Below are 22,052 nucleotides of genomic sequence, written 5' to 3' on the forward strand. Positions count from 1 at the left end.
ATGCTTATACTTCTTTTGCGTAGACACTTCAGTTTTTTTCTTCTTTTTTTATTGCTTTCTCTTAGCTTTTTTTCTCAACGTGTCATTGCTGAACCTACCACACATTTTTCTGAGAATGCACGGATTGTTTCCATTGGCGGTTCTCTGACGGAAATTGTTTATGCATTAGGCGCACAAGATCAACTTGTTGCCCGTGATAGTACAAGCGTTTATCCTAAAGAAGCCCTCAAACTTCCTGTGCTTGGCTACATGCGTGCTCTTTCACCTGAAGGTGTTCTATCTCTTGCTCCAGAAGGTATCTTGCTCGTTGAAGGAAGTGGACCTCCTTCAACAATTGAAATTCTCAAAAAAACATCAATCCCTATCGTGATCATACCAGAAAACTATTCTCGAGAAAGTGTCATAGAAAAAATTCGCCTCGTTGGAAAAGCCATCCATCGTGAAGCACAAGCTGCTGCATTAATTCAAAAAGTAAGCCGTGATTTTGTAGATAATGATGCTCTTTTGGCAAAAGTAACGAAACCAAAGCGGGTTCTTTTCATTTTATCTGTACAAAATGGACGCGTTATGGCATCTGGAACAGATACAGCGGCTGATGGTATCATAAAACTTTCAGGGGCTATCAATGCCATTACCGATTATAAAGGGTATAAACTTCTCAATAACGAAGCGTTACTAAAAGCAGATCCTGATGCTATTTTGCTTATAACGCATAGTGGAAAATCTATTAATCTTGAAAAGCTTTTAGCTATACCAGCAATTCAGGCAACAACTGCTGCCAAAAATCACGCTATTAAACAAATGGATGCTATGTACCTTTTAGGATTTGGTCCACGCACTGCAAATGCATCAAGAGAACTTATTCATATGCTTTATGGTGCAAACCAAAACGATAAAGACGGATAGAATTGGTAGAGACGCTGTCCATGGTTTATGCACCTGAAACAGAAAAACATAAAAGAATAAAGCGTGAAGATTTGAGAAAAATACTCTTATTCGCTCTCATAATATTCCTCATCTTTAGCATTTTAAGCGGACTTTTAAATGGCGCTTCAAATACTTCACTCTTTGATTTCCTTTATAGCCTTTTTACGCAAGAATTTTCTGTCAGTCGTAAAACACGCGATTATCTCATATTTATTGATATAAGGCTTCCTCGCGTTATCTTAGGGCTATTAATTGGAGCAGCTTTGGCTGTCTCTGGTGTTCTGATGCAAGGACTTTTCCGTAATCCTCTTGCTGATCCTGGAATTGTAGGTGTATCAGCAGGAGCCGGTCTTGGTGCTGTTTTAGCCATTGTTGTAGGTTTTGCCTTTCCTGCTTCATTTGCGCCTTTTCTAGAGCCGTACAGGGTTATCATAGGCGCTTTTTTGGGTGGGCTTTTATCAACGATTGTTCTCTACATAATAGCAACGCATCATAGCTTTACCTCTATTGCAACCATGTTGCTTGCCGGTATTGCCCTTGGAGCCTTAAGCAGTGCCGTTGTCGGAACGTTGATTTTTATTGCAAATGACCAGCAATTACGCGATATTACTTTTTGGAGTCTTGGCTCTCTTGCGGGTGCGACATGGCTGAAAGTATGGCTTGTTCTCCCTTTCATCTTTATTGGTCTTCTTTTCTCCCCCTTTTTATCACGAGCCCTGAATGCTCTTGCACTTGGAGAAGCCGTTGCTGGTCATATTGGCTTCCCAGTTCAACGCGTTAAAAATATTGCCATTCCCCTTGTTGCTCTTATGTGTGGAAGTGCTGTTGCTGTCAGTGGTGGTATTGGTTTTATTGGGATTATTGTTCCTCATATTTTACGTCAGCTTATTGGTCCTAATCACCGCTATCTCATTCCTTATTCTGCTCTCTTAGGAGCAGCATTACTTATTTTTGCTGATACGTTTGCACGCTTAATTGTTGCTCCCGCAGAATTGCCAATTGGAATTGTAACAGCACTTTTTGGGGCTCCCTTCTTCCTGTGGATCCTTATATGCAAACGAGGAACAGACTTTTCATGATTGAAGCGATAAATATTTGCGTTCAGCGCGGGAAGAAACAGATTCTTAACCACATTAATCTTCAAGCTAAAAGTGGCGCTTTTACCATCATTATCGGTCCCAACGGATCAGGAAAAAGTACTTTCGTCAAAGCATTAAGTGGGGAAATTCCTTACAGTGGGAAAATAACCTTAAATGGTTATGATGTATGCCAAACAAAAACTTATGAAATGGCAAAAATGCGAGCCGTTTTACCACAATTAACAACACTCGTATTTCCATTCTTAGTCCATGAAGTTGTAGGGCTTGGCCTTTCTGTAAACCAAATTACCATTGCCAAAACCGAATTGCAAAATCTTATCCAGGAAGCTTTAGAACGCGTTGACCTTTCTGATTACGGTAACCTGTATTATCATCAATTATCAGGTGGAGAACAAGCGCGCGTACAACTTGCACGTGTTCTTTGTCAAATCTGGAAACCCATTTATAATGGGATTCCTCGTTGGATGATATTAGATGAACCTATCGCTAGCCTCGATATTCAACATCAAGTTATCGTTATGGACATTGCAAAACAATTTGCCCATTCTGGCGGTGGCGTTCTTGCTGTTCTTCATGATCTCAATCTCGCAGCACATTATGCAGATAACATGATCTTGCTCAAAGAGGGCGAGATTTATTGCGAAGGAAATGCCTCTACCGTTTTGACAACACAAAATCTCCGCAATGTTTATCATTGTTCCTTAAACGTTTCTGAATTACCTAAAGAAGATATCCCATTTATACTCCCTCAAACGGCATCCTCCTGTGAAGTTAGATCTCAAAGCTATCGGCTTCAATCTAAAAATTAAAATCCATAAAAAAATAAAATACGAAAAGATCCAAGAGTCTGTTTTATTTTTAAATGAACTCTTTTCTCTAAATCTATAGAAGATTTATTTGTGGTTTTAGTGGCATTATTTTTTTCATAACGCATGTGTTTTAGCTGTTTTTATCAATAGATAAATACTGTTTTATAATGATCATTTACCTTCCTCTATAGCCAATAAGAAGATCAAATATGATCATATTTTTCACTTTTCTTCCTCTATTTAAAAAAATTGTTTTTTGACTCTCTTAAGTATCATATAAACCGTATAGAGGTTTCCTCTTTAAATATATAAAAAATAACGCGGAATTACTCCGCGTTAACAAAATTATCAAATGTATATAGATTCTGTATTTCCCAATCATACTCATGATTTTATAGCATAGACGACTGTTGTATTAACAGGTCGCGTTTCTGCTTCACCCGTATGGGAAAGAGTTACTTTGTGTGTGTGTGCACCAGCAGAATCTGTTGTTCCTTGAAAGGAAGCATCATAGGTATAACATTTTGGTATTCTCCCATTAATACCATTTAACCATCTAACATCTCTATACTTAAAATTGTGCGTATGTTCGCCTGATTCTTCAATGGTCCCGATATGCGTATGCGATTTTATGCTATCTTGTTGTTCATCGGCAAATTTTCTATCATCATCTAACCCCCGACCATCATCAAAGCCCCGTAAAAACATGCCTCTAAAATCGGGAACTTTAAAAGTTGTATCACTGTCTTTTCCCCATTGATCACCTATTGCCTTGAATAACTGCGGATAATCTTTACGCTTATAGGTCTTACCATCACATAAAAGCCAACCGGTTGGTATTTCTTGCATCGCAAATGTCGCAATAAATCCAGCCGGAAAAATTTGCATCTTTGGAGATGTAGGATTTAATAAATACCAACCATCTCGACCTTCCGTTGAAATATTGTCATTATATACCATTTCATAAATACCATCTGTTTGTAGCTCTCCCCCTTCTAACGGTATAACACCTGTATTCGTCGCTTTATAAATAGGCTTTTCTTCCACGCTATTAACTTTTATTGTCGTCTTGCCAACATTCACGCCATGGGCCTTAAAACGTATGATGATATCATTGTTGTATTTCTTTATCGGTGAAACTGTCTTTAAGGTAATTAATGTTGTTTTATCTTCCGCATTGATCATAAAGCCTGCGTCGATAGATCCACCATTATCTGCAAGATATTCACGCACGCGTTGCATCATCGCCCTTGCACTATCATTGACAGAACTAGGCGGCTGGCCTTCTGCCCAATTAATAATATTATCTGAATGAGCATTTTCATCAGCCTTTAGCGACCAATCGTAAATATTCGACATTATAAATCCCCCATTATTTTTCATCGTTTTTCTAACAACTTCTCGTTCTGTACTCTAAAATTTTCCCGCCGCACTGGGATATCATAACCACAGCACTATCCGTATTTTACGCATTCCTTCTCTCCTCACTCCTTTCAATTTAATAAGCTAATTTCATCAGACTTTTTTCATAACATCAATCTTAATGCTTCCACTTCTCATATGTAATGTAGGCACCTCATCTGATGTTATTTGATATCTTGTTTTGTTTCTTTGCTATCGTTATACAGTTGTATTTTTAAATCTTGTATCTTGTTGCAAAGTTTTACAAATACCGTTCAAATTTTCCCTTACTATGGATTTCATATAACCATTATTAAATGCAATAACTTGTCATTTGCATAGAAAGTCGCTGATTTAAATTTTTAATGAAACATTTTATTTGTTCAATATGTTAAATCTCTCTTTTGATTATGATTTGTATTTAAAAAATTTAAAAGTTAGCTTCAAATTCTTTGCATACCTCATTATGTTTTTATTGACATGAGGGTGCTTTATTCTATTTCATTCAATTTATTTCTGAATTTGTATTACGAGATCAATACTAATGTTTTTTGAACGGACTTCTGTTCAACCTCAATGCATCATAGAGAATATATTTAAATGACAATTTCCCCCTTCAGTAAACTGAAATACTAAAGAAAGATCATAGACTTTCCTCAAGTCCGAAGGTTGTATCCGATCCGGATATTAAGAAATATACCCTCACCCCCAAGCTTTTATGAATACATCTCGTCGATTTTTTTTAAACCAACGCCCTGTAACCGCCTGCTCTCCTCCCTCACTTAGAACAGCTCTCTCCCTATATATATTTTATTATAGGTATATTTTTTTTGCAAGAACAATAAATCCTTTTGAACATGATCTCGCAATTATTGGTGTTCTCCTTAATTGATTACGATATAAAAGTAAGCACTCTCGTAAACTATTTTGCTAACTCATCTGCCTCATCAATCCAAACAACAAATGCCCGATTGATTTACATTTTCTACCCCTCCCCCCCTCAGTTATCAAAGACAATTTCTTAATATATAAGTTTATCACTTCATAATGCCTCTTTTTATTCTTAAAAAATACACCAAAATCGTTTAAAATATATCTTTGTGATTGACAATGTCCGTATTTACGCCAATCATACCAGTGTTAACAAAAGTGTTTATATGGGGGAGTGCAGATATTATTTAGATATTGCATTAATCTTTTCAAAATAAATTTTCTTAAGCTTTATTGAAGATCACTTACTATAAAATGTTAGAAGCATTTCTTCATTCAAGAGTACGTAATTGATCATTTGAATATATCCCCATACCACCTTAGTTTTTGAACTCTGTGTTTAGAAGGAAAAAATTTGTGCCCCAAAATATTCCATCAATCAATTGCAGCCCCTTTCTAGCCTCACGCAAAATTTATCAACAGAGTCCTCTTTTTTCTGATGTGCGTGTCCCCTTGCGTGAAATTTCATTAACCGATGGGAGTGGTGAAAAACCTTTAAGTGTTTACGATACTTCTGGTCCCTATACCGACAAAGATGCAATCATTGATCTTACAAAAGGTTTACCCGCAATTGGCTCATCTTGGCTCTCTAAGCGTGATGATACTGAACCTTATCCTGCACGCCCAATTAAACCTGAAGATAATGGATTAACGAGCTCTCCTATACCCGCCTTTGAGAAAAAACAATCTATTTTGCGCGCAAAAAATGGCAAAGAAATTACACAAATGGCATATGCACGTGCAGGTATTATTACAGAAGAAATGGAATATGTCGCTATACGAGAAAATGAAGGGCTCTCAATAAAAGATCAACAACAAGCGCAATCAAATCCATTGGGTGGAGAAATACCAGAAATTTACACTGCGGAATTCGTTCGGAATGAAATTGCCTGTGGGCGTGCCATTATTCCCCAGAATATCAATCATCCTGAATGCGAACCAATGATTATTGGGCGCAATTTTCGTGTTAAAATTAATGCCAATATTGGCAATTCAGCCGTAACATCTTCAATGGCAGAAGAAGTTGATAAAATGGTTTGGGCTATTCGTTGGGGCGCAGATACAGTGATGGATCTCTCGACGGGGCGAAATATTCACAATATCCGTGAGTGGATTATTCGAAATTCTCCTGTACCCATCGGGACTGTTCCTCTTTATCAAGCGCTCGAAAAAGTACAAGGTATTGCTGAAAATTTAACATGGGACATTTTTCGCGATACTCTTATAGAACAAGCAGAACAAGGTGTTGATTATTTTACTATTCATGCTGGCTTAAGGTTACCATTTATTCCGATGACCATTGATCGTATAACAGGGATTGTATCTCGGGGTGGTTCTATTATGGCAAAGTGGTGTCTTCATCATCATAAAGAAAGCTTTCTCTATGAACATTTTGATGAAATTTGTGATATTGCAAGCACCTATGATATCTCTCTTTCCTTAGGAGATGGATTACGCCCTGGCTCTATTGCTGATGCTAATGATGAAGCCCAATTTGCTGAACTTAAGACTTTAGGAAAATTGACAAAAGTTGCGTGGGAAAAAAATGTACAGATTATGATTGAAGGACCAGGACATGTCCCAATGCACAAAATTAAAGAAAATATGGAACAGCAACTCGATCTCTGTCATGAAGCCCCTTTTTATACTTTGGGCCCCCTTACAACTGATATTGCTCCTGGTTATGACCATATTACATCCGCAATTGGTGCGGCTATGATTGGATGGTTTGGAACCGCTATGTTGTGCTATGTAACACCTAAAGAACATCTAGGGCTTCCCGATAAAAATGATGTCAAAACGGGAGTCATCACTTATAAAATTGCCGCTCATGCTGCTGATCTTGCAAAAGGTTTGCCCAGAGCACAATTACGCGATAATGCTCTCTCCCGTGCACGATTTGACTTTAGATGGCATGATCAATTCAACCTTTCTCTTGATCCAGAAACGGCTTGTGCCTTTCATGATGAAACAATGCCTAAAGATGCGCATAAATTGGTGCATTTTTGTTCTATGTGTGGACCAAAATTCTGTTCTATGCGTATTTCTCATGATATTCGTGATGCTGCATCACTCAAAAAAGCAAAAGGTGAAGGTATGGTCGCTATGGCTGAAAAATATCAAGAAAGCGGTGACCTGTATGTTGAAGCTGCTCAAAAAAAAGAGAGTCAATAGTTGAAGAATATTCTTATAAAAGGTGCGGGGGTCGGTGGTTTAACCGTTGCTTTTATGTTACAACAAAAAGGTGCTCATGTTACTGTATCGGCCCCTCCTTTTTCTCCTATAGGAACAGCAAGTTGGTATGCCGGAGGAATGCTTGCGCCTTACTGTGAAAGAGAAAATACTGAACAGATCGTTGAAGATCTTGGTGTACAAGCCATACAATGGTGGCACAAAATATTTCCAGATCTTGTCATAAGAAAAGGAACTTTCGTTGTCGCACCAGCACGAGATAGGGTAGAACTTGAACGATTTTCAGCGCGGACACATCATCATAGAATTATAAACGGTGAAGAAATAGCACGTCTTGAACCTGATCTTGCAGAACGTTTTAACCATGCGCTTTTTTATGAAAATGAAGCCCATCTTGATCCTCGTAAAGCGCTCATTGCTTTAAAAAAAATCTTGATAAAAAACGGTGCATGTTTTGTTGATGTCAAAACATCTGAAATAAATTTTGATATGATCATTGATGCAACAGGAATAGCACGTTTAGGAAAAGATAAAAATATACGGGGGGTGCGTGGTGAAATGCTGCTCGTACGCTGTAGAGATATTAAACTTTCCCGCCCCATTCGTCTTCTTCATCCACGCATCCCACTTTACATTGTTCCGCGACAAGATAATATTTTTATGATTGGCGCAACGATGATTGAAAGTGACTTTGATGGTGCCATCTCTGTGAGATCAATGATGGAATTGCTCAACGCAGCCTATACCTTGCATCCTGCTTTTGCTGAAGCAGAAATTGTTGAATCTGGCGTTGGAGTCCGCCCAGCCTATCCTGATAACTTCCCTTCTGTACGCAAATATGGTAATCATATTTCTATAAATGGATTTTATAGACATGGTTTTCTTTTATCTCCAGAAATGGCAAAACAAGCGGTAAAATTGGCATTGGAATAAAACATGCAAATCTTTGTTAATGGTGAAAAAGTTCAAACAGAAACCACTTTTCTCAATCTCTTGCTTGAAGAATTGGGGTATGAAGGAAATTGGCTCGCTATTGCTGTTAATGCAAAAGTTATTCCTGTAGAGGCACGCAACCAATTTATTTTACATGAAGGAGATAAAGTAGAAATTTTAAGCCCAATGCAAGGAGGCTAATATTTATGTTGAATCTTTATGGACGTGAATTCTCATCTCGTCTTATGTTAGGTACAGCGCAATATCCCTCACCTGCTGTTCTTCGTGATGCTGTTCATAAATCGAATACAGAAATTGTAACCGTTTCATTACGCCGCGAAAGCGCTGGTGGCAAACAAGGGGGACAATTTTGGCAATTCCTTCAAGAGCTTGATATAACGATACTTCCCAATACCGCAGGTTGTTACACTGTTAAAGAAGCTGTAACAACAGCCCATTTAGCACGAGATCTCTTCAAAACCTCTTGGATTAAACTCGAAATTATCGGGAATGCCGATACCTTACAGCCCAATGTTTTTGCTCTCATCGAAGCAGCGCAAATTTTAAATAGTGAAGGTTTCCATATTTTTGCCTATACAACCGATGATCTCATTGTTGCTGAAAAACTTTTAGATGTTGGTTGCCAAGTTATTATGCCTTGGTGTGCGCCTATTGGCTCTGCCAAAGGTCCTCATAATACTGATGGACTGCGTTCTATTCGCGCTTATCTTCCTGATGTTACTCTTGTGATTGATGCCGGCATTGGGCGTCCATCTCATGCTGCTGTTGCTATGGAAATGGGTTATGACGCAGTGCTTCTTAATACCGCAGTTGCTAAAGCAGGTGATCCTGTCTTGATGGCTGAAGCATTTTCTAAAGCTATCCAGGCAGGGCGTATGGGATATCAAGCAGGCATTCTTGAAGCACGCAATGTCGCCGTTCCTTCAACACCCGTTATTGGAAAAGCAGTATTTTCATGAAATTGGATCCATTTTATCTCATCGTTGATAATGCTGATTGGATTGAACGCTTGGTTCCTCTTGGTATCAAACTCATACAACTGCGTATGAAAGACGAAGATCTTCAAACAATCCGTCAACATATCAAACGCGCAAAAAACATCTGTGATAAATGGGGAGCACAATTCATAATTAATGATCATTGGCGTATAGCCATTGATGAAAAATGCAATTTTATTCACCTTGGGCAAGAAGATCTAAGCAATGCTGATCTTCCTGCAATTCGCAAAAATGGTATAAGATTTGGTCTTAGCACCCATGATGAACATGAATTGGATATCGCCCTCTCTGTTTATCCTGACTATATTGCTCTTGGCCCTATTTATCCGACAATCTTAAAAAAAATGAAATGGCAACCTCAAGGATTAGAAAGAATCAAACAATGGAGAAAACGGATTGGTGCTTTACCTTTCGTTGGCATTGGTGGTTTAAACCCAGAACGCGCAATAGATGTTTTGAAAGCAGGAGCCAATAGTGCTGCTGTTGTCACAGACATTATCCTCCATAAAAAACCTGAAGAGCGGGTAGAACAATGGCTCAAGGTGACCCAGCCATGGCGTTAACACCTTCTGTTCTCATTGTTGCAGGCACTGATCCAACAGGAGGTGCTGGTATTGTTCGTGATATAGAAACAGCTGCATATTTTCATATCAAAGCCAATTTAGCCATTACTTGTGTCAATGTACAAGATGATCATCACGTTGCTGAAATCGTGCCCATGAATGAAAAACTTGTTGCTGCGCAAATGCGCATTGCCCTAGAGGCTCATTCAATCAGCGCAATAAAAATTGGTATGACAGGAAATCAAGCCATTATAGCAGCAATTTGTCGTGTACTCGAAGATTATTCCCATATTCCCGTCATTCTTGATCCTGTACTGATTGCCTCATCAGGAGGAAAACTAACAACGGAAAAAATCATAGAAATTATGATCAACCAGCTTCTCCCATATGTTACTCTTTTAACACCAAATAGAGACGAGCTTGCTCTTCTTAGCCAAACCCCACTGGCATTTCATCATGAAGAGACAATACAACAAGCAAAAAAACTTTTGTCATTGGGCGCTCGTTCTATTTTAGTAAAAGGAGGGCATGCAGAGGGACCTCTTGCAATCGATAGCTTCATTGACAAAATGGAAGTTATCAATATTTCTGCTCCACGTTTAAAAGGGACAATGCGTGGAACAGGATGCATTCTCTCAAGTGCTATTGCAGCCCATTTAGCACTCAATGAATCGCTTATTTCAGCTGTAAAAAAAGCAAAAGCATATACCCATACAGTTCTTTTAACCCATTGTAAAAACAGTTTTTAAATAATATAAGCTTATATAAAAGTAATATTTATGTATTTTATTTATATAAATAATATTTTATACTTAAATTTACTATAAAATATAATTTTCATTAATTTTTAAATATAAAATATAATGATAAGTATTTTATTATTTAATCACTTGCATAAAAGTTAAAATTCTTTTACTATGACTAAATTAGTTTGTTTAAAAAGCTAAAATAGCGTATCTAAGTAAATTGTACATTTAACAATGTATATAATCGCAAACTTCCACATTTTATGATGTGCCTTTTTTATGAAAAGAGAAAATGCTATCAGCGTTTTTAGGTACGAACAAACACATTTATAAAACTTGAAGGATAATTTTGTTTGATCTATAATTGCTAGATCATTAGAAAAAATAAAATGTTAAATCAAACGCCGTACTCAATTTCCTATGAAGAACTTTTGAACTTTTATAAAGAAAGTGGTGTGGATGCTGTCCTGACAGACTTGCCTATTGATCGCTTTAAGCAGCTTCCTTCTTCCGAGAGAAAATTAGCACCTGTTGTGAACATTTCTCATAATCAACAAACATCCCCCGAAACATCTCCAACTATAAAATTAGATCATCATCCACTCCATAACTCGAGGGCTATACAAAACGAACCTGCTGCTATAGAGAGTGCCAAGAATGCAAAAACACTTGATGAATTAAAATCTGCTCTTCTTGCATTTAATGGCTGTTCATTAAAATTGACAGCAAAAAACACCTGTTTTTCAGATGGAACAGCAGGAAGCCCCCTGATGCTTATAGGCGAAGCCCCAGGACGAGAAGAGGATATACAAGGCATTCCTTTTGTGGGAAAAGCAGGAATGTTACTGAATAAAATCCTCGCATCAATTGGCTTAACAAGAAAAAATGTGTACATTGCTAATACTATTCCTTGGCGTCCTCCAGGAAATCGTACACCAACACCAAGAGAAATTGCCTTGTGCCGCCCTTTTATTGAACGACACATTTATTTAGCACGTCCTCGTGTGCTTATAGCACTGGGAGGCGTTGCGGCACAGTTCCTTACCGGATCTCAAAATGGGATCATCCGAACACGAGGAAAATGGCATGTTTATGAAAGTGAGGATAATATAAAAATACCTGTTATGCCAACTTTCCACCCTGCTTACCTTCTTAGAACCCCTAGTCAAAAGAAGCTTACATGGATAGACTTCTTAGAAGTAAAAAATCGTCTCGATAGCCTTTTGTAATTCTTTAATCTTCTTTGACACTAAAATTAAAAACCTTCTTTAACTCTTAAAACACGAATGGGAAAAACTATGGAACAGCCAACAACAGCTCTTTATCGTTTGGAAGACTATCAGCCAACCCCTTACGCTATCCCTAAAACACAACTTTCTTTCCAATTGGCACCAACAAAAACTTCTGTTACAGCCATATTGTCTATTGAACCCCGTCATGATACAAAAGAATTAACACCTCTTGTACTTTCAGGCGATGATCTTACTTTAATTTCTGTTGCAATTAATGGTGAAATATTAGCCCCAAACACTTATAAAGTTACGCCTTCACGTTTAGAAATTACCACGCCACCAGCCGCTCCCTTTACGTTGGAATTGGTTACAGAACTAAATCCTGAAAGCAACCGCCAACTTATGGGGCTTTATCTTTCAAATGGTGTTTATTGCACACAATGTGAATCGGAAGGTTTTCGTCGTATGACTTATTTTTACGACCGCCCAGATGTTCTTTCTACCTATAGAGTGAAAATTGAAGCCGATTCCCAAACAATCCCTATCTTGCTTTCAAACGGTAATCTGATGGAAACAGGAACTTTAGAGAATAATCGCCATTTTGCCGTTTGGGAAGATCCTTATCCTAAACCATCTTATCTCTTTGCTTTGGTAGGTGGTGATCTTGATAAGTTAGAGGACCATTTTACAACTGCATCTGGACGACGTGTCGAACTTGGTATTTATGTAGAAAAAGGAAAAACCAAACGCGCTGCTTATGCTATGGATGCGCTCAAACGTTCCATGCGTTGGGATGAACAATGTTTCGGACGCGAATATGATCTTGATGTTTTCAATATTGTTGCTGTTTCAGACTTTAACATGGGAGCAATGGAAAACAAAGGTCTTAATATTTTTAATGATAAATATGTTCTTGTCGATCCTGAAACAGCAACCGATCAGGATTATAGAAATGTTGAACGCGTCATTGCTCACGAGTATTTCCATAATTGGAGCGGTAATCGTATTACCTGTCGCGATTGGTTTCAACTCTGTTTAAAAGAAGGATTCACTGTTTATCGTGATCAAGAATTTTCATCAGATCAAAATGTACGTAGCCTACAGCGAATTGAAGATGTAAAAACATTAAAAGCGACGCAATTTGTCGAAGATGCAGGACCTCTTGCTCATCCGGTCCGTCCTCGTCAATATAGCCAAATTAATAATTTTTACACCACAACAGTTTACGAAAAAGGTGCTGAAGTTGTTCGCATGATACGGACGATTTTAGGTCCCTCTCTATTTCGTAAAGGCACTGATCTTTATTTTCAACGGCATGATGGACAAGCTTGTACCATTGAAGATTTTATCACCTGTTTTGCTGAAGTATCTGGCCGAGATTTCTCCCAATTCATGCTGTGGTATGAACAAGCTGGAACACCCAACGTAGAAATCGATAGTCATTATCGTGATGGTGTTTTAACAGTTCATGCAAAGCAACATATTCCCGCAACCCCACAACAAAATACAAAAAAGCCCATGCTTCTTCCTATTGGATTTAGCTTGCTGGGATCTAATGGAGAACGCCTCGCTTATGAAGCGGAAACAGAAATTCAATCAGACGTTATGCTGTTGTCCAAAGAAAGCCAAACCTTTACATTAAAGGGGCTTTGTGAAAAACCTGTTTTATCACTGCTGCGCGATTTTTCTGCGCCAATCATTCTACACACCCCATTTAATGAAAGCGAACTTATTTTTCTTGCGCAACATGATGACAATCATATCAATCGCTGGCAGTCTCTTAATCAATTAATGACACAAGCTTTGATTGAAAGCATTCAAGATAAAACACAAGAAAAAGCAACACTCTCCTCTGCTTTGCTAAAGCTGATTGAAACGATCCTAACAGATGAAAACTTAGAGCCTGAATTTCGTGCCTTCTGTTTAAATTTACCTAGTGAAGTTGAGCTTGCTCATACAATCGGTAAAAATATTGACCCTGATCGTATTCATTATATCCGCAATCAGTTTTTAGCTTCACTTGCAAAAACACATCAAAAGCTCTTAACAAAGTTCTATGGGCAAATGCAAACCCAAGAACCCTATTTACCAAACACTGTACAAGCTGGAAAGCGAGCATTCAAGAATATCATACTGGATTATCTTTCCATCGCCGAAGCCAATCCAAATCGCGCTGCTCTACAATATGCAACAGCTGATAATATGACTGATCGAATGGCAAGTATCGCTGTTCTCATGAAGCGTTTTAATGAAAGTGAGCAGGCACAAAATGCTTTAAATGATTTTGAAAACCGCTATCGGCATGACCCTTTAGTCATGGATAAATGGTTTTCTATTCAAGCAATGGTTGCTAGCGCATCAACACTCGAGAATATTCAAAAGCTTATGCAACACCCGCTGTTCTCACAAGATAATCCTAATCGTGTACGGTCCTTGATCGGTGTCTTTGCCTCTCATAACCCCACAGGCTTCAACAGAATGGATGGAGCATCTTATCATTTTCTTTGCCAAATCATTTTAGAAATTGACAAAAAAAATCCACAGCTTGCTTCACAATTATTAACCATGATGCGCTCTTGGCGACAATTAGAACCCATTCGGCAACAAAAACTTGAAACTGAATTAAAAACAATTGCTGCTGCGCCAAAATTATCAAGCGATGTCGCTGATATCATCAACCGTCTGCTCACTTAAAACAAAAAAATATTTTAAATCAATATGATATTATTTTTTTTAAATAAATTCTAAAAACACCTCGATCACCATTAAACCGATAAATAGGCAATCCAAGCCTGTTTACCGGTCATGTTTCACATGCCTTTTCCTTTTCGTATTCCACATTCATAAAAGTAAAATACTTTTTTTAAAAAAAAGACTGGACAGAAGACTCCTGTTTTGATTCACTGCGCTTTGATGGGGTTACTCATGAAGATCGAAGCAGTTTTTAAATCACATTATTTCGGAATTAGAGGAACAAGAGATGACTAAATTGGACGCATATAATGCGCCAACGGAAATATATGCTGATTCAAAATCGAGCGCTCAAAATCTTAAAGCGCAGACAAAACCTATTCATCTGCTTTCTGGTTCTGCTTATCAAAAACTTCTCTTTATTGAACCTTGGTTACGACGCTCATTTCCATTTGTCATTGTCGCATTTCTCATTGTTCTTGCAGTCATTCGTTTTGTATCAATCTATGATTGGCGCAATACAATTGATAAAAGCACGCGTTCTACCCTCACGCTCTTAGCTTCTCATATTACCAATACAATTGATCATGACTTATTGGTTATTTCTCAGAAAGGAAAAGTCTCTGTCCTTTCTCATGATCATTTGCAAAATATCCTCACCACTTTTCGCAATCAAGATCTTATCAATCCCAGCACTCTCATCGCCGTTGTTGATCAAAAAGGCAATATCTTGGCTTCATCTAGTTCAGAAATCATCTTAGGAAAACCTTTACAAGATTTTATCTCTGACAGCATTGCTTTACAATCTCTTGGACAACACGCTGGAATTATGAAAATTACAATAGGCAAGGATACCCCTGCTCTTGCTTCATTTCATCAAACAAAAAACAGGCAATATGGCGTATTCATTAGCGAAAAGATGCAAGATAGCACTATGGAATGGCGCAGATTTTTTTCGCTTAATATAACCCTCTTCATTGGAACAAGCGGTATTATTCTTGTTCTTCTTTATGCTTATTATAATCAACTTTTACGAGCACGTAAAACAGATCTTGTTTCAGAAAAAATTCAAAACCGTATTGATATGGCAATGATGCGTGGGCGTTGTGGATTATGGGATTGGAATATGGCAAGTGGACGCGTCTATTGGTCACGAGCAATGTATGAAATGCTTGGCTATGTCCCTCAAGATGCATTGCTCTCCATTTCCCAAATTAGCGCCATTATCAACCCTAATGATGCCAATTTTTTTGACCTTGCTCAAGAATTAATGGGAGGCAAAAAAAAACATATCGATATCAATATTCCCATGCGTCATGCTGATGGTCATTATGTATGGATGCGATTTCGCGCCGAAGTTACTGAAGAAGAAGAACCCCATTTGGTTGGTATTTCCTTCGACATTAGTGAACAACAACAATTGGCTGAACAAACAGCACAAGCCGATCTTCGTATCCGTGACGCGATTGAAAATATTTCAGAATCTTTTGTCTTGTGGGATGCTGAGGGACGTTTAGTCATGTCCAATAGCAAATTTTGCGAATATGCCGCTATTCCTCAACAAATTCTACAATCAGGGATCCAACGTGCAACCGTCGAAGCCATGGCTCGCCCTGCACTCAGTGAATACCCTCTCAAAGATGACGGTCACGGTAACTTAACCAGTATTCGCCAAACAGCAGATGGTTATTGGCTTAAAATTAATGAACGGCGAACCCAAGACGGAGGTTTGGTTTGTATTGGCACGGATATTTCTGAGCTTAAACAACAACAGGAAAAATTTGAAGACAGTGAAAGGCGTCTTTTTTCTTTTATTCAAGAACTCAAACGCACTAGAGGGAGTGCTCAACAACGCGCAACAGAAGTGGAAAAACTTAATAAAAGTCTGAAAGCAGAAAAAGAGCGTGCCGAAAGTGCAAATAAAGCTAAATCAGAATTTTTAGCCAATATGTCTCATGAATTGCGCACACCTCTGAACGCTATTCTCGGCTTTTCAGATATCATGTTACAATCGACTTTTGGCCCTCTTGGTTCACAGCGCTATAAGGAATATATGCATGATATTTACAATTCAGGAACCCATCTTCTAACTCTTATCAATGATATCCTTGATATGTCAAAAATCGAAGCTGGAAGATTTACGCTTGATTGTAAAAATACCGATCTTGAGCCCATCATTAGTGAAGCAGTACGAACGCTTACACCACAGGCTCAAGAAAAAAACATTGCTGTTACAACAAACATTACACCAGAACTTCATGCTGAAGTCGATGGGCGTGCAATGAAACAGATTTTCCTTAATCTCATCTCTAATGCGGTTAAATTTACGCCTTCTGGTGGAAATATCGATGTCTGCGCTTTCAAGAAAAAAAATAACCTTATTTTTAAAATTACCGATACAGGTGTTGGTATTCCGCAATCAGCCATCAAAAAACTTGGGCAACCTTTTGAACAAGTTGAAAATCAGCTGACTAAATCTCATACGGGCTCAGGTCTTGGATTAGCCATTTCACGCTCGTTATTAGAACTACACAAAGGGAAACTTGAAATTACTTCAAAAGAAATGAAAGGAACAACCGTAACGATTATAATGCCCATCACACAAGATTAAATTTGTTTTTAATCTCCTCTGTTTGTTCTCGTTGTAACAAAATCTGTTTCCGTTTAACGCCCCAACGATATCCTGAAATAAAACCATTTTTACGGACAACACGATGACAAGGAATAATGATAGCCAATTCATTACGTGCACACGCATTAGCAACGGCACGAAAAACTTTTGGCATCCCCACACGGCATGCTAACTCCTCATATGAAATTGTTTCACCACACGGTATATCGCATAATTGTGCCCATACTTGCCGTTGAAAAACTGTACCCTTTATATCTAGGGGTAAATTATATTTTTTTACCAACTTAGGCGTTTCTATCATGGCTATAATATGGGCAACCTCTCTCTTAAATGCATTGTCACCCACAACTTGTTGTGCACCACCAAAGCGTACTGTAAACTCCTGTAATAATTGCTCTGAGCTATCGCCCAACGCACTATAACAAATCCCTTTTTGAGATTTAGCCACTAAAAGTTTTCCTACGGATACATCTTCCAGACAAAATATTTTCTTTTGGGAAATATTCAGCATTTTAACTTTCTCTCTATTTTAAAATTTTAAAAAGTTTTGAAGATAACCTATAAAATAAAGGGAGACTATTTACATCTTTTAAAACAAAACATGATTATCCTGAAATTATCTTCTTCGTTATTGTACTAAAATACACTCTCACGATTTTATGGTCTGAAAACAGACAGAGATTGGCTTTCTTCTTCCCCTAAAAAAACAAGACTGCAACCAGAGTCAATCTTGAAATAAAACAGCTTTTTCTCTCACAGTTTCCAGCCCCAAACACTTCAATATAGTTCACTTCATAAATTCTCCTGAAATCCTAGATTGAATTTTATCACATACTCTAACAAAAAATACCTCATATATCATTTTCATGCCCTATATCATCCTCTAAACAGCAGTGTTTTACAAAATAAAAAGATAAACTTCCCCTTTCATTTTACGAAACTTCATCAAAACATAATGATTTATGTTTTATTCCCCACGAATGCTTGAATATTCTTGTTTTTTTGAGCACTCTTATTTTCTTATCAAATGTTATCCTTTTGATATACTGATCAGGTAATTCAACCAAAAAAAGGAATTTATTTTCAATTTTATGAAAAAAAGCATGGAAAAGGCATTTTAGTGCTTACTTTCTTTGTCACTTAACTTATAAAATGACTGTAGCCTCAAAACTTAAATATTTTTCTTGCCACAATCGTGTACGGATATTTGTCATAGGAAAAAACCATGCCCAAACGCACAGATATAAAATCTATTCTTATCATCGGCGCAGGACCTATTATTATTGGTCAGGCATGTGAATTTGACTATTCAGGCACACAAGCCTGTAAAGCATTAAAAGAAGAAGGATACCGGATTATTTTGGTCAATTCTAATCCTGCCACAATTATGACAGATCCAGATCTCGCTGATGCAACTTATATAGAGCCCATTACGCCTGAGATTGTTGCTAAAATTATTGCCCATGAACGTCCCGATGCCCTTTTGCCCACCATGGGAGGACAAACAGCTCTCAATACCGCTTTATCATTAAAGCGTATGGGGATTTTAGACCGCTATCATGTTGAAATGATAGGAGCCAATGCCGAAGCGATTGATAAAGCGGAGGATCGTGCTTTATTCCGCCAAGCGATGGCAAAAATCGGTTTGGAAACACCACGGTCTATGTTAGCCAATGCCACAGAACTGAAAGAAGAAAATCGCCAGCAACATGCAAAAACGCGTGCTGAACTTAAAGAAAAACTTTCTGGTGCAGCCCTTGAAAAAGCCCTCGAAGAACTTGAACGCAACTGGCGACATACCGAAGCTGATCGCAAACAGCATTATATCGCCCATGCAACAGCAAAAGCAGTTCAAGCGCTTGATGTTGTTGGGCTTCCAGCTATTATTCGTCCTTCATTTACCCTTGGTGGAACCGGGGGTGGAATTGCGTATAATCGCTCTGAATTTTATGAAATTATTGAACGGGGGCTTGAAGCTTCTCCTACAACAGAAGTTTTAATTGAAGAAAGTGTTTTAGGATGGAAAGAATATGAGATGGAAGTTGTTCGTGATAAGAACGACAACTGTATCATTGTTTGTTCTATTGAAAACATTGATCCGATGGGTATTCATACCGGTGATTCGATCACTGTAGCCCCTGCTCTCACCTTAACCGATAAGGAATATCAACGTATGCGCAATGTTTCGATTGCGGTCTTGCGTGAAATTGGTGTTGAAACGGGAGGATCCAATGTACAGTTTGCTGTTAATCCTGAAAATGGGCGTCTCATTGTTATTGAAATGAATCCGCGCGTTTCTCGCTCTTCAGCACTTGCTTCAAAAGCAACGGGTTTTCCCATTGCCAAGATAGCTGCAAAACTCGCCGTTGGCTATACACTTGATGAATTGAAAAATGATATCACAGGTGGTGCGATACCAGCATCATTTGAGCCTTCTATTGACTATATCGTGACCAAAATTCCTCGTTTTGCTTTCGAAAAATTTCCTGGATCATCATCTGTCCTTACGACTGCGATGAAATCTGTAGGAGAGGTCATGGCCATTGGACGTACTTTTCAAGAATCATTACAAAAAGCACTCCGTGGACTTGAAACAGGACTTACTGGTTTTGATGAAATTATCATCCCAGAACATGCTGAAGGTGATGAAAAAAGTTCTATACGCTCAGCCATTGCCATACCAAGTCCTGACCGTCTACGCTATGTTGCTGAAGCTATGCGCGCGGGCTTACCCTTAAATGAAATTCACCAAATCAGCAAAATTGACCCATGGTTTTTAGAACAAATAGCTTCCATCGTTGAAATGGAGCAGCGTATCCGCATCCATGGATTACCTCAAGATCAAGATAACTTACGTATGTTAAAAGCTATGGGATTTTCGGATGCGCGATTAGCTACCCTTACCGGAAAAGAACCCGATGATATCGCCGCTTTACGTAAATCACTGAATGTTAAACAAGTCTTCAAACGGATTGATACTTGTGCTGCTGAATTTTCTTCTCCTACAGCCTATATGTATTCAACATACGAAGTTCCCTTTGCCGGTATAGAGCGCTCAGAGGCACAGATTTCTGAACGTAAAAAAATTGTGATTTTAGGTGGTGGTCCCAACCGCATTGGACAAGGAATTGAATTTGATTACTGTTGCTGCCACGCGGCTTTTGCCCTACGTGATGCAGGCTTTGAAGCGATTATGATTAACTGCAATCCTGAAACCGTTTCAACTGACTATGATACCTCTGATCGTCTTTACTTCGAATCTTTAACAACAGAAGATGTTATCGCTATTTTAGAAGCAGAACAGGAAAAAGGTGAACTCGTTGGAGTCATCGTTCAATTTGGTGGACAAACCCCCTTAAAATTAGCAAGCGCTCTCGAAAAACACAACATTCCCATCCTTGGCACTTCACCTGATGCCATCGATTTAGCAGAAGATAGAGATCGCTTTCAAAAACTATTATTTAAACTTAACTTAACACAACCTAAAAATGGAATTGCCCACTCTATCGAACAAGCACGCCTCATTGCCCATGAACTAGGATTCCCATTGGTTGTGCGTCCTTCTTATGTTTTAGGAGGGCGTGCTATGCAAATTATCCGTGACGAGCGAAGCTTGCAAAATTATTTACTTGAAAGTGTGCCTGAATTAATTCCAGAAGATATCAAAGCTCGTTATCCCAACGATAAAACAGGACAAATCAATATATTGCTTGGTAAAAATCCGCTTCTCTTTGACACTTATCTAACAGAAGCCATTGAAGTAGATGTTGATTGTCTGTGTGATGGCAAAGAAACACTGATTGTGGGAATTATGGAACATATTGAAGAAGCTGGGATCCACTCCGGTGATTCAGCGTGTTCTTTACCAGTTCATACGCTCTCACAGAACATCGTCGCTGAATTAGAGCGCCAAACAAAAGCATTAGCACAAGCACTTCATGTTCGTGGCTTAATGAATGTACAATATGCCATTAAAGATGACACTATTTATGTCTTAGAAGTTAATCCCCGCGCTTCACGGACAGTTCCATTTGTTGCGAAAACAATTGGTCGCCCTATTGCTAAAATGGCTGCACGTATTATGGCAGGAGAAACGCTGCACAATGCTCTCCAAGCTTATGGTGGATTACCTTCTTCGCAGAAAAAACAACATATTGCCGTCAAGGAAGCCGTGTTTCCTTTTGCCCGTTTTTCAGGTGTTGATACGCTTCTTGGTCCAGAAATGCGCTCAACCGGTGAAGTTATGGGACTTGACTATGAATTTGCGCTTGCTTTTGCTAAAGCGCAACTTGGAGCTGGTGTAAAACTCCCTAAGGAAGGAACTTTATTCGTTTCTGTAAGAGATGAAGACAAAAAACGCATCTTAAATCCTGTAAAACGTTTAACAGAGCTTGGCTTTTCTGTTGTTGCCACAAGTGGAACACAAAAATTTCTCGCTGAACATCATGTTGAGGCAAAAAAAATCAACAAAGTTCTAGAAGGTCACCCGCATATTGAAGATGCTATTCGTAATCGCCAAATTCAATTGATTTTTAATACAACCAGCACAGCCAGTGCTATCTCAGACTCCAAATCATTACGCTATGCCGCACTCATGCAAAATGTCCCCTATTATACAACAATAGCGGGAGCCAAAGCTGTCGTAGAAGCGATCAAAGCACTCAAAAAAAAGCGCCTTGAAGTACGTTCCCTGCAAAGTTATTTCAGTTGAATTTCTTGCCATGTGGAAAAGCACACGCTTTTTGATACTCTTTCTTGATTTTTTCTTTGTGTAAAAAATGGTAATTAAAGCTTGCTTTTTATGCTAAAGGCTTTT

The 22,052-nt window shown here is 38.4% G+C and carries 15 protein-coding genes; 13 read left to right on the top strand and 2 right to left on the bottom strand.

Annotated features, from left to right (window positions below; genetic code table 11):
* Genes NNJ85_RS00740 through NNJ85_RS00750 form a run of 3 tightly spaced genes read left to right on the top strand, consistent with a single transcriptional unit; the run spans position 1 to position 2,836 of the window.
* Positions 1 to 906: a hemin ABC transporter substrate-binding protein gene (locus NNJ85_RS00740; protein WP_254472767.1), complete on the top strand. Its 906-nt coding sequence runs from the start codon at positions 1 to 3 to the stop codon at positions 904 to 906.
* A 20-nt stretch (positions 907 to 926) separates the two neighbouring features.
* A complete protein-coding gene (locus tag NNJ85_RS00745) occupies positions 927 to 2,006 on the top strand; it encodes an iron ABC transporter permease (RefSeq protein ID WP_254472769.1) in 1,080 nt (359 codons plus the stop codon).
* Entirely contained in the window at positions 2,003 to 2,836 is an 834-nt protein-coding gene (locus NNJ85_RS00750) for a heme ABC transporter ATP-binding protein (protein ID WP_254472771.1), read from the top strand. The genes NNJ85_RS00745 and NNJ85_RS00750 overlap by 4 nt, the downstream gene beginning before the upstream one ends.
* Positions 2,837 to 3,220: 384 nt before the next feature.
* Here NNJ85_RS00750 and NNJ85_RS00755 read toward each other — a convergent pair whose 3' ends face one another.
* The gene (locus NNJ85_RS00755) at positions 3,221 to 4,195 is read right to left on the bottom strand and encodes a tail fiber protein (RefSeq protein WP_254472773.1); all 975 of its coding nucleotides are present in this window, start codon (positions 4,193 to 4,195) and stop codon (positions 3,221 to 3,223) included.
* A 1,389-nt stretch (positions 4,196 to 5,584) separates the two neighbouring features.
* Between NNJ85_RS00755 and thiC the strand changes: the two genes are divergently transcribed.
* The 9 genes from thiC to NNJ85_RS00800 all read left to right on the top strand — a co-directional run bounded on the left by thiC (position 5,585) and on the right by NNJ85_RS00800 (position 17,215).
* Positions 5,585 to 7,402 (top strand): phosphomethylpyrimidine synthase ThiC, encoded by a 1,818-nt coding sequence (gene thiC, locus NNJ85_RS00760; RefSeq protein ID WP_305883483.1) that lies wholly within the window; start codon positions 5,585 to 5,587, stop codon positions 7,400 to 7,402.
* Positions 7,403 to 8,353, top strand: a complete 951-nt coding sequence (gene thiO, locus NNJ85_RS00765) for a glycine oxidase ThiO (protein ID WP_254472775.1) — start codon at positions 7,403 to 7,405, stop codon at positions 8,351 to 8,353.
* A gap of 3 nt (positions 8,354 to 8,356) precedes the next feature.
* On the top strand, positions 8,357 to 8,554 hold the full coding sequence (gene thiS / locus NNJ85_RS00770) for a sulfur carrier protein ThiS (protein ID WP_254472777.1): 198 nt from the start codon (positions 8,357 to 8,359) through the stop codon (positions 8,552 to 8,554).
* A gap of 5 nt (positions 8,555 to 8,559) precedes the next feature.
* Positions 8,560 to 9,333: a thiazole synthase gene (locus NNJ85_RS00775; protein WP_254472778.1), complete on the top strand. Its 774-nt coding sequence runs from the start codon at positions 8,560 to 8,562 to the stop codon at positions 9,331 to 9,333.
* On the top strand, positions 9,330 to 9,935 hold the full coding sequence (locus tag NNJ85_RS00780) for a thiamine phosphate synthase (protein ID WP_254472780.1): 606 nt from the start codon (positions 9,330 to 9,332) through the stop codon (positions 9,933 to 9,935). The genes NNJ85_RS00775 and NNJ85_RS00780 overlap by 4 nt, the downstream gene beginning before the upstream one ends.
* Entirely contained in the window at positions 9,926 to 10,684 is a 759-nt protein-coding gene (locus NNJ85_RS00785) for a hydroxymethylpyrimidine/phosphomethylpyrimidine kinase (protein ID WP_254473873.1), read from the top strand. Before NNJ85_RS00780 ends, NNJ85_RS00785 begins: the two co-directional genes overlap by 10 nt.
* Before the next feature lie 386 nt (positions 10,685 to 11,070).
* Entirely contained in the window at positions 11,071 to 11,910 is an 840-nt protein-coding gene (locus tag NNJ85_RS00790) for a uracil-DNA glycosylase family protein (RefSeq protein ID WP_254472782.1), read from the top strand.
* Positions 11,911 to 11,979: 69 nt separating this feature from the next.
* Positions 11,980 to 14,607 (top strand): aminopeptidase N, encoded by a 2,628-nt coding sequence (pepN, locus tag NNJ85_RS00795; RefSeq protein ID WP_254472784.1) that lies wholly within the window; start codon positions 11,980 to 11,982, stop codon positions 14,605 to 14,607.
* 286 nt (positions 14,608 to 14,893) lie between these two features.
* Complete coding sequence (locus NNJ85_RS00800; protein ID WP_254472786.1) at positions 14,894 to 17,215, top strand: ATP-binding protein; 2,322 nt, start codon at positions 14,894 to 14,896, stop codon at positions 17,213 to 17,215.
* On the opposite strand, the gene NNJ85_RS00805 is transcribed toward NNJ85_RS00800, so the two are convergent.
* The gene (locus tag NNJ85_RS00805; RefSeq protein ID WP_254472788.1) at positions 17,202 to 17,747 is read right to left on the bottom strand and encodes a methylated-DNA--[protein]-cysteine S-methyltransferase; all 546 of its coding nucleotides are present in this window, start codon (positions 17,745 to 17,747) and stop codon (positions 17,202 to 17,204) included. The genes NNJ85_RS00800 and NNJ85_RS00805 overlap by 14 nt on opposite strands.
* Before the next feature lie 714 nt (positions 17,748 to 18,461).
* Here NNJ85_RS00805 and carB point away from each other — a divergent pair.
* The gene (carB, locus tag NNJ85_RS00810) at positions 18,462 to 21,947 is read left to right on the top strand and encodes a carbamoyl-phosphate synthase large subunit (protein ID WP_254472790.1); all 3,486 of its coding nucleotides are present in this window, start codon (positions 18,462 to 18,464) and stop codon (positions 21,945 to 21,947) included.
* The last annotated feature ends 105 nt before the right edge of the window (positions 21,948 to 22,052 follow it).

The sequence above is a fragment of the Bartonella sp. B1098 genome (assembly GCF_944896145.1).
GTDB lineage: Bacteria > Pseudomonadota > Alphaproteobacteria > Rhizobiales > Rhizobiaceae > Bartonella.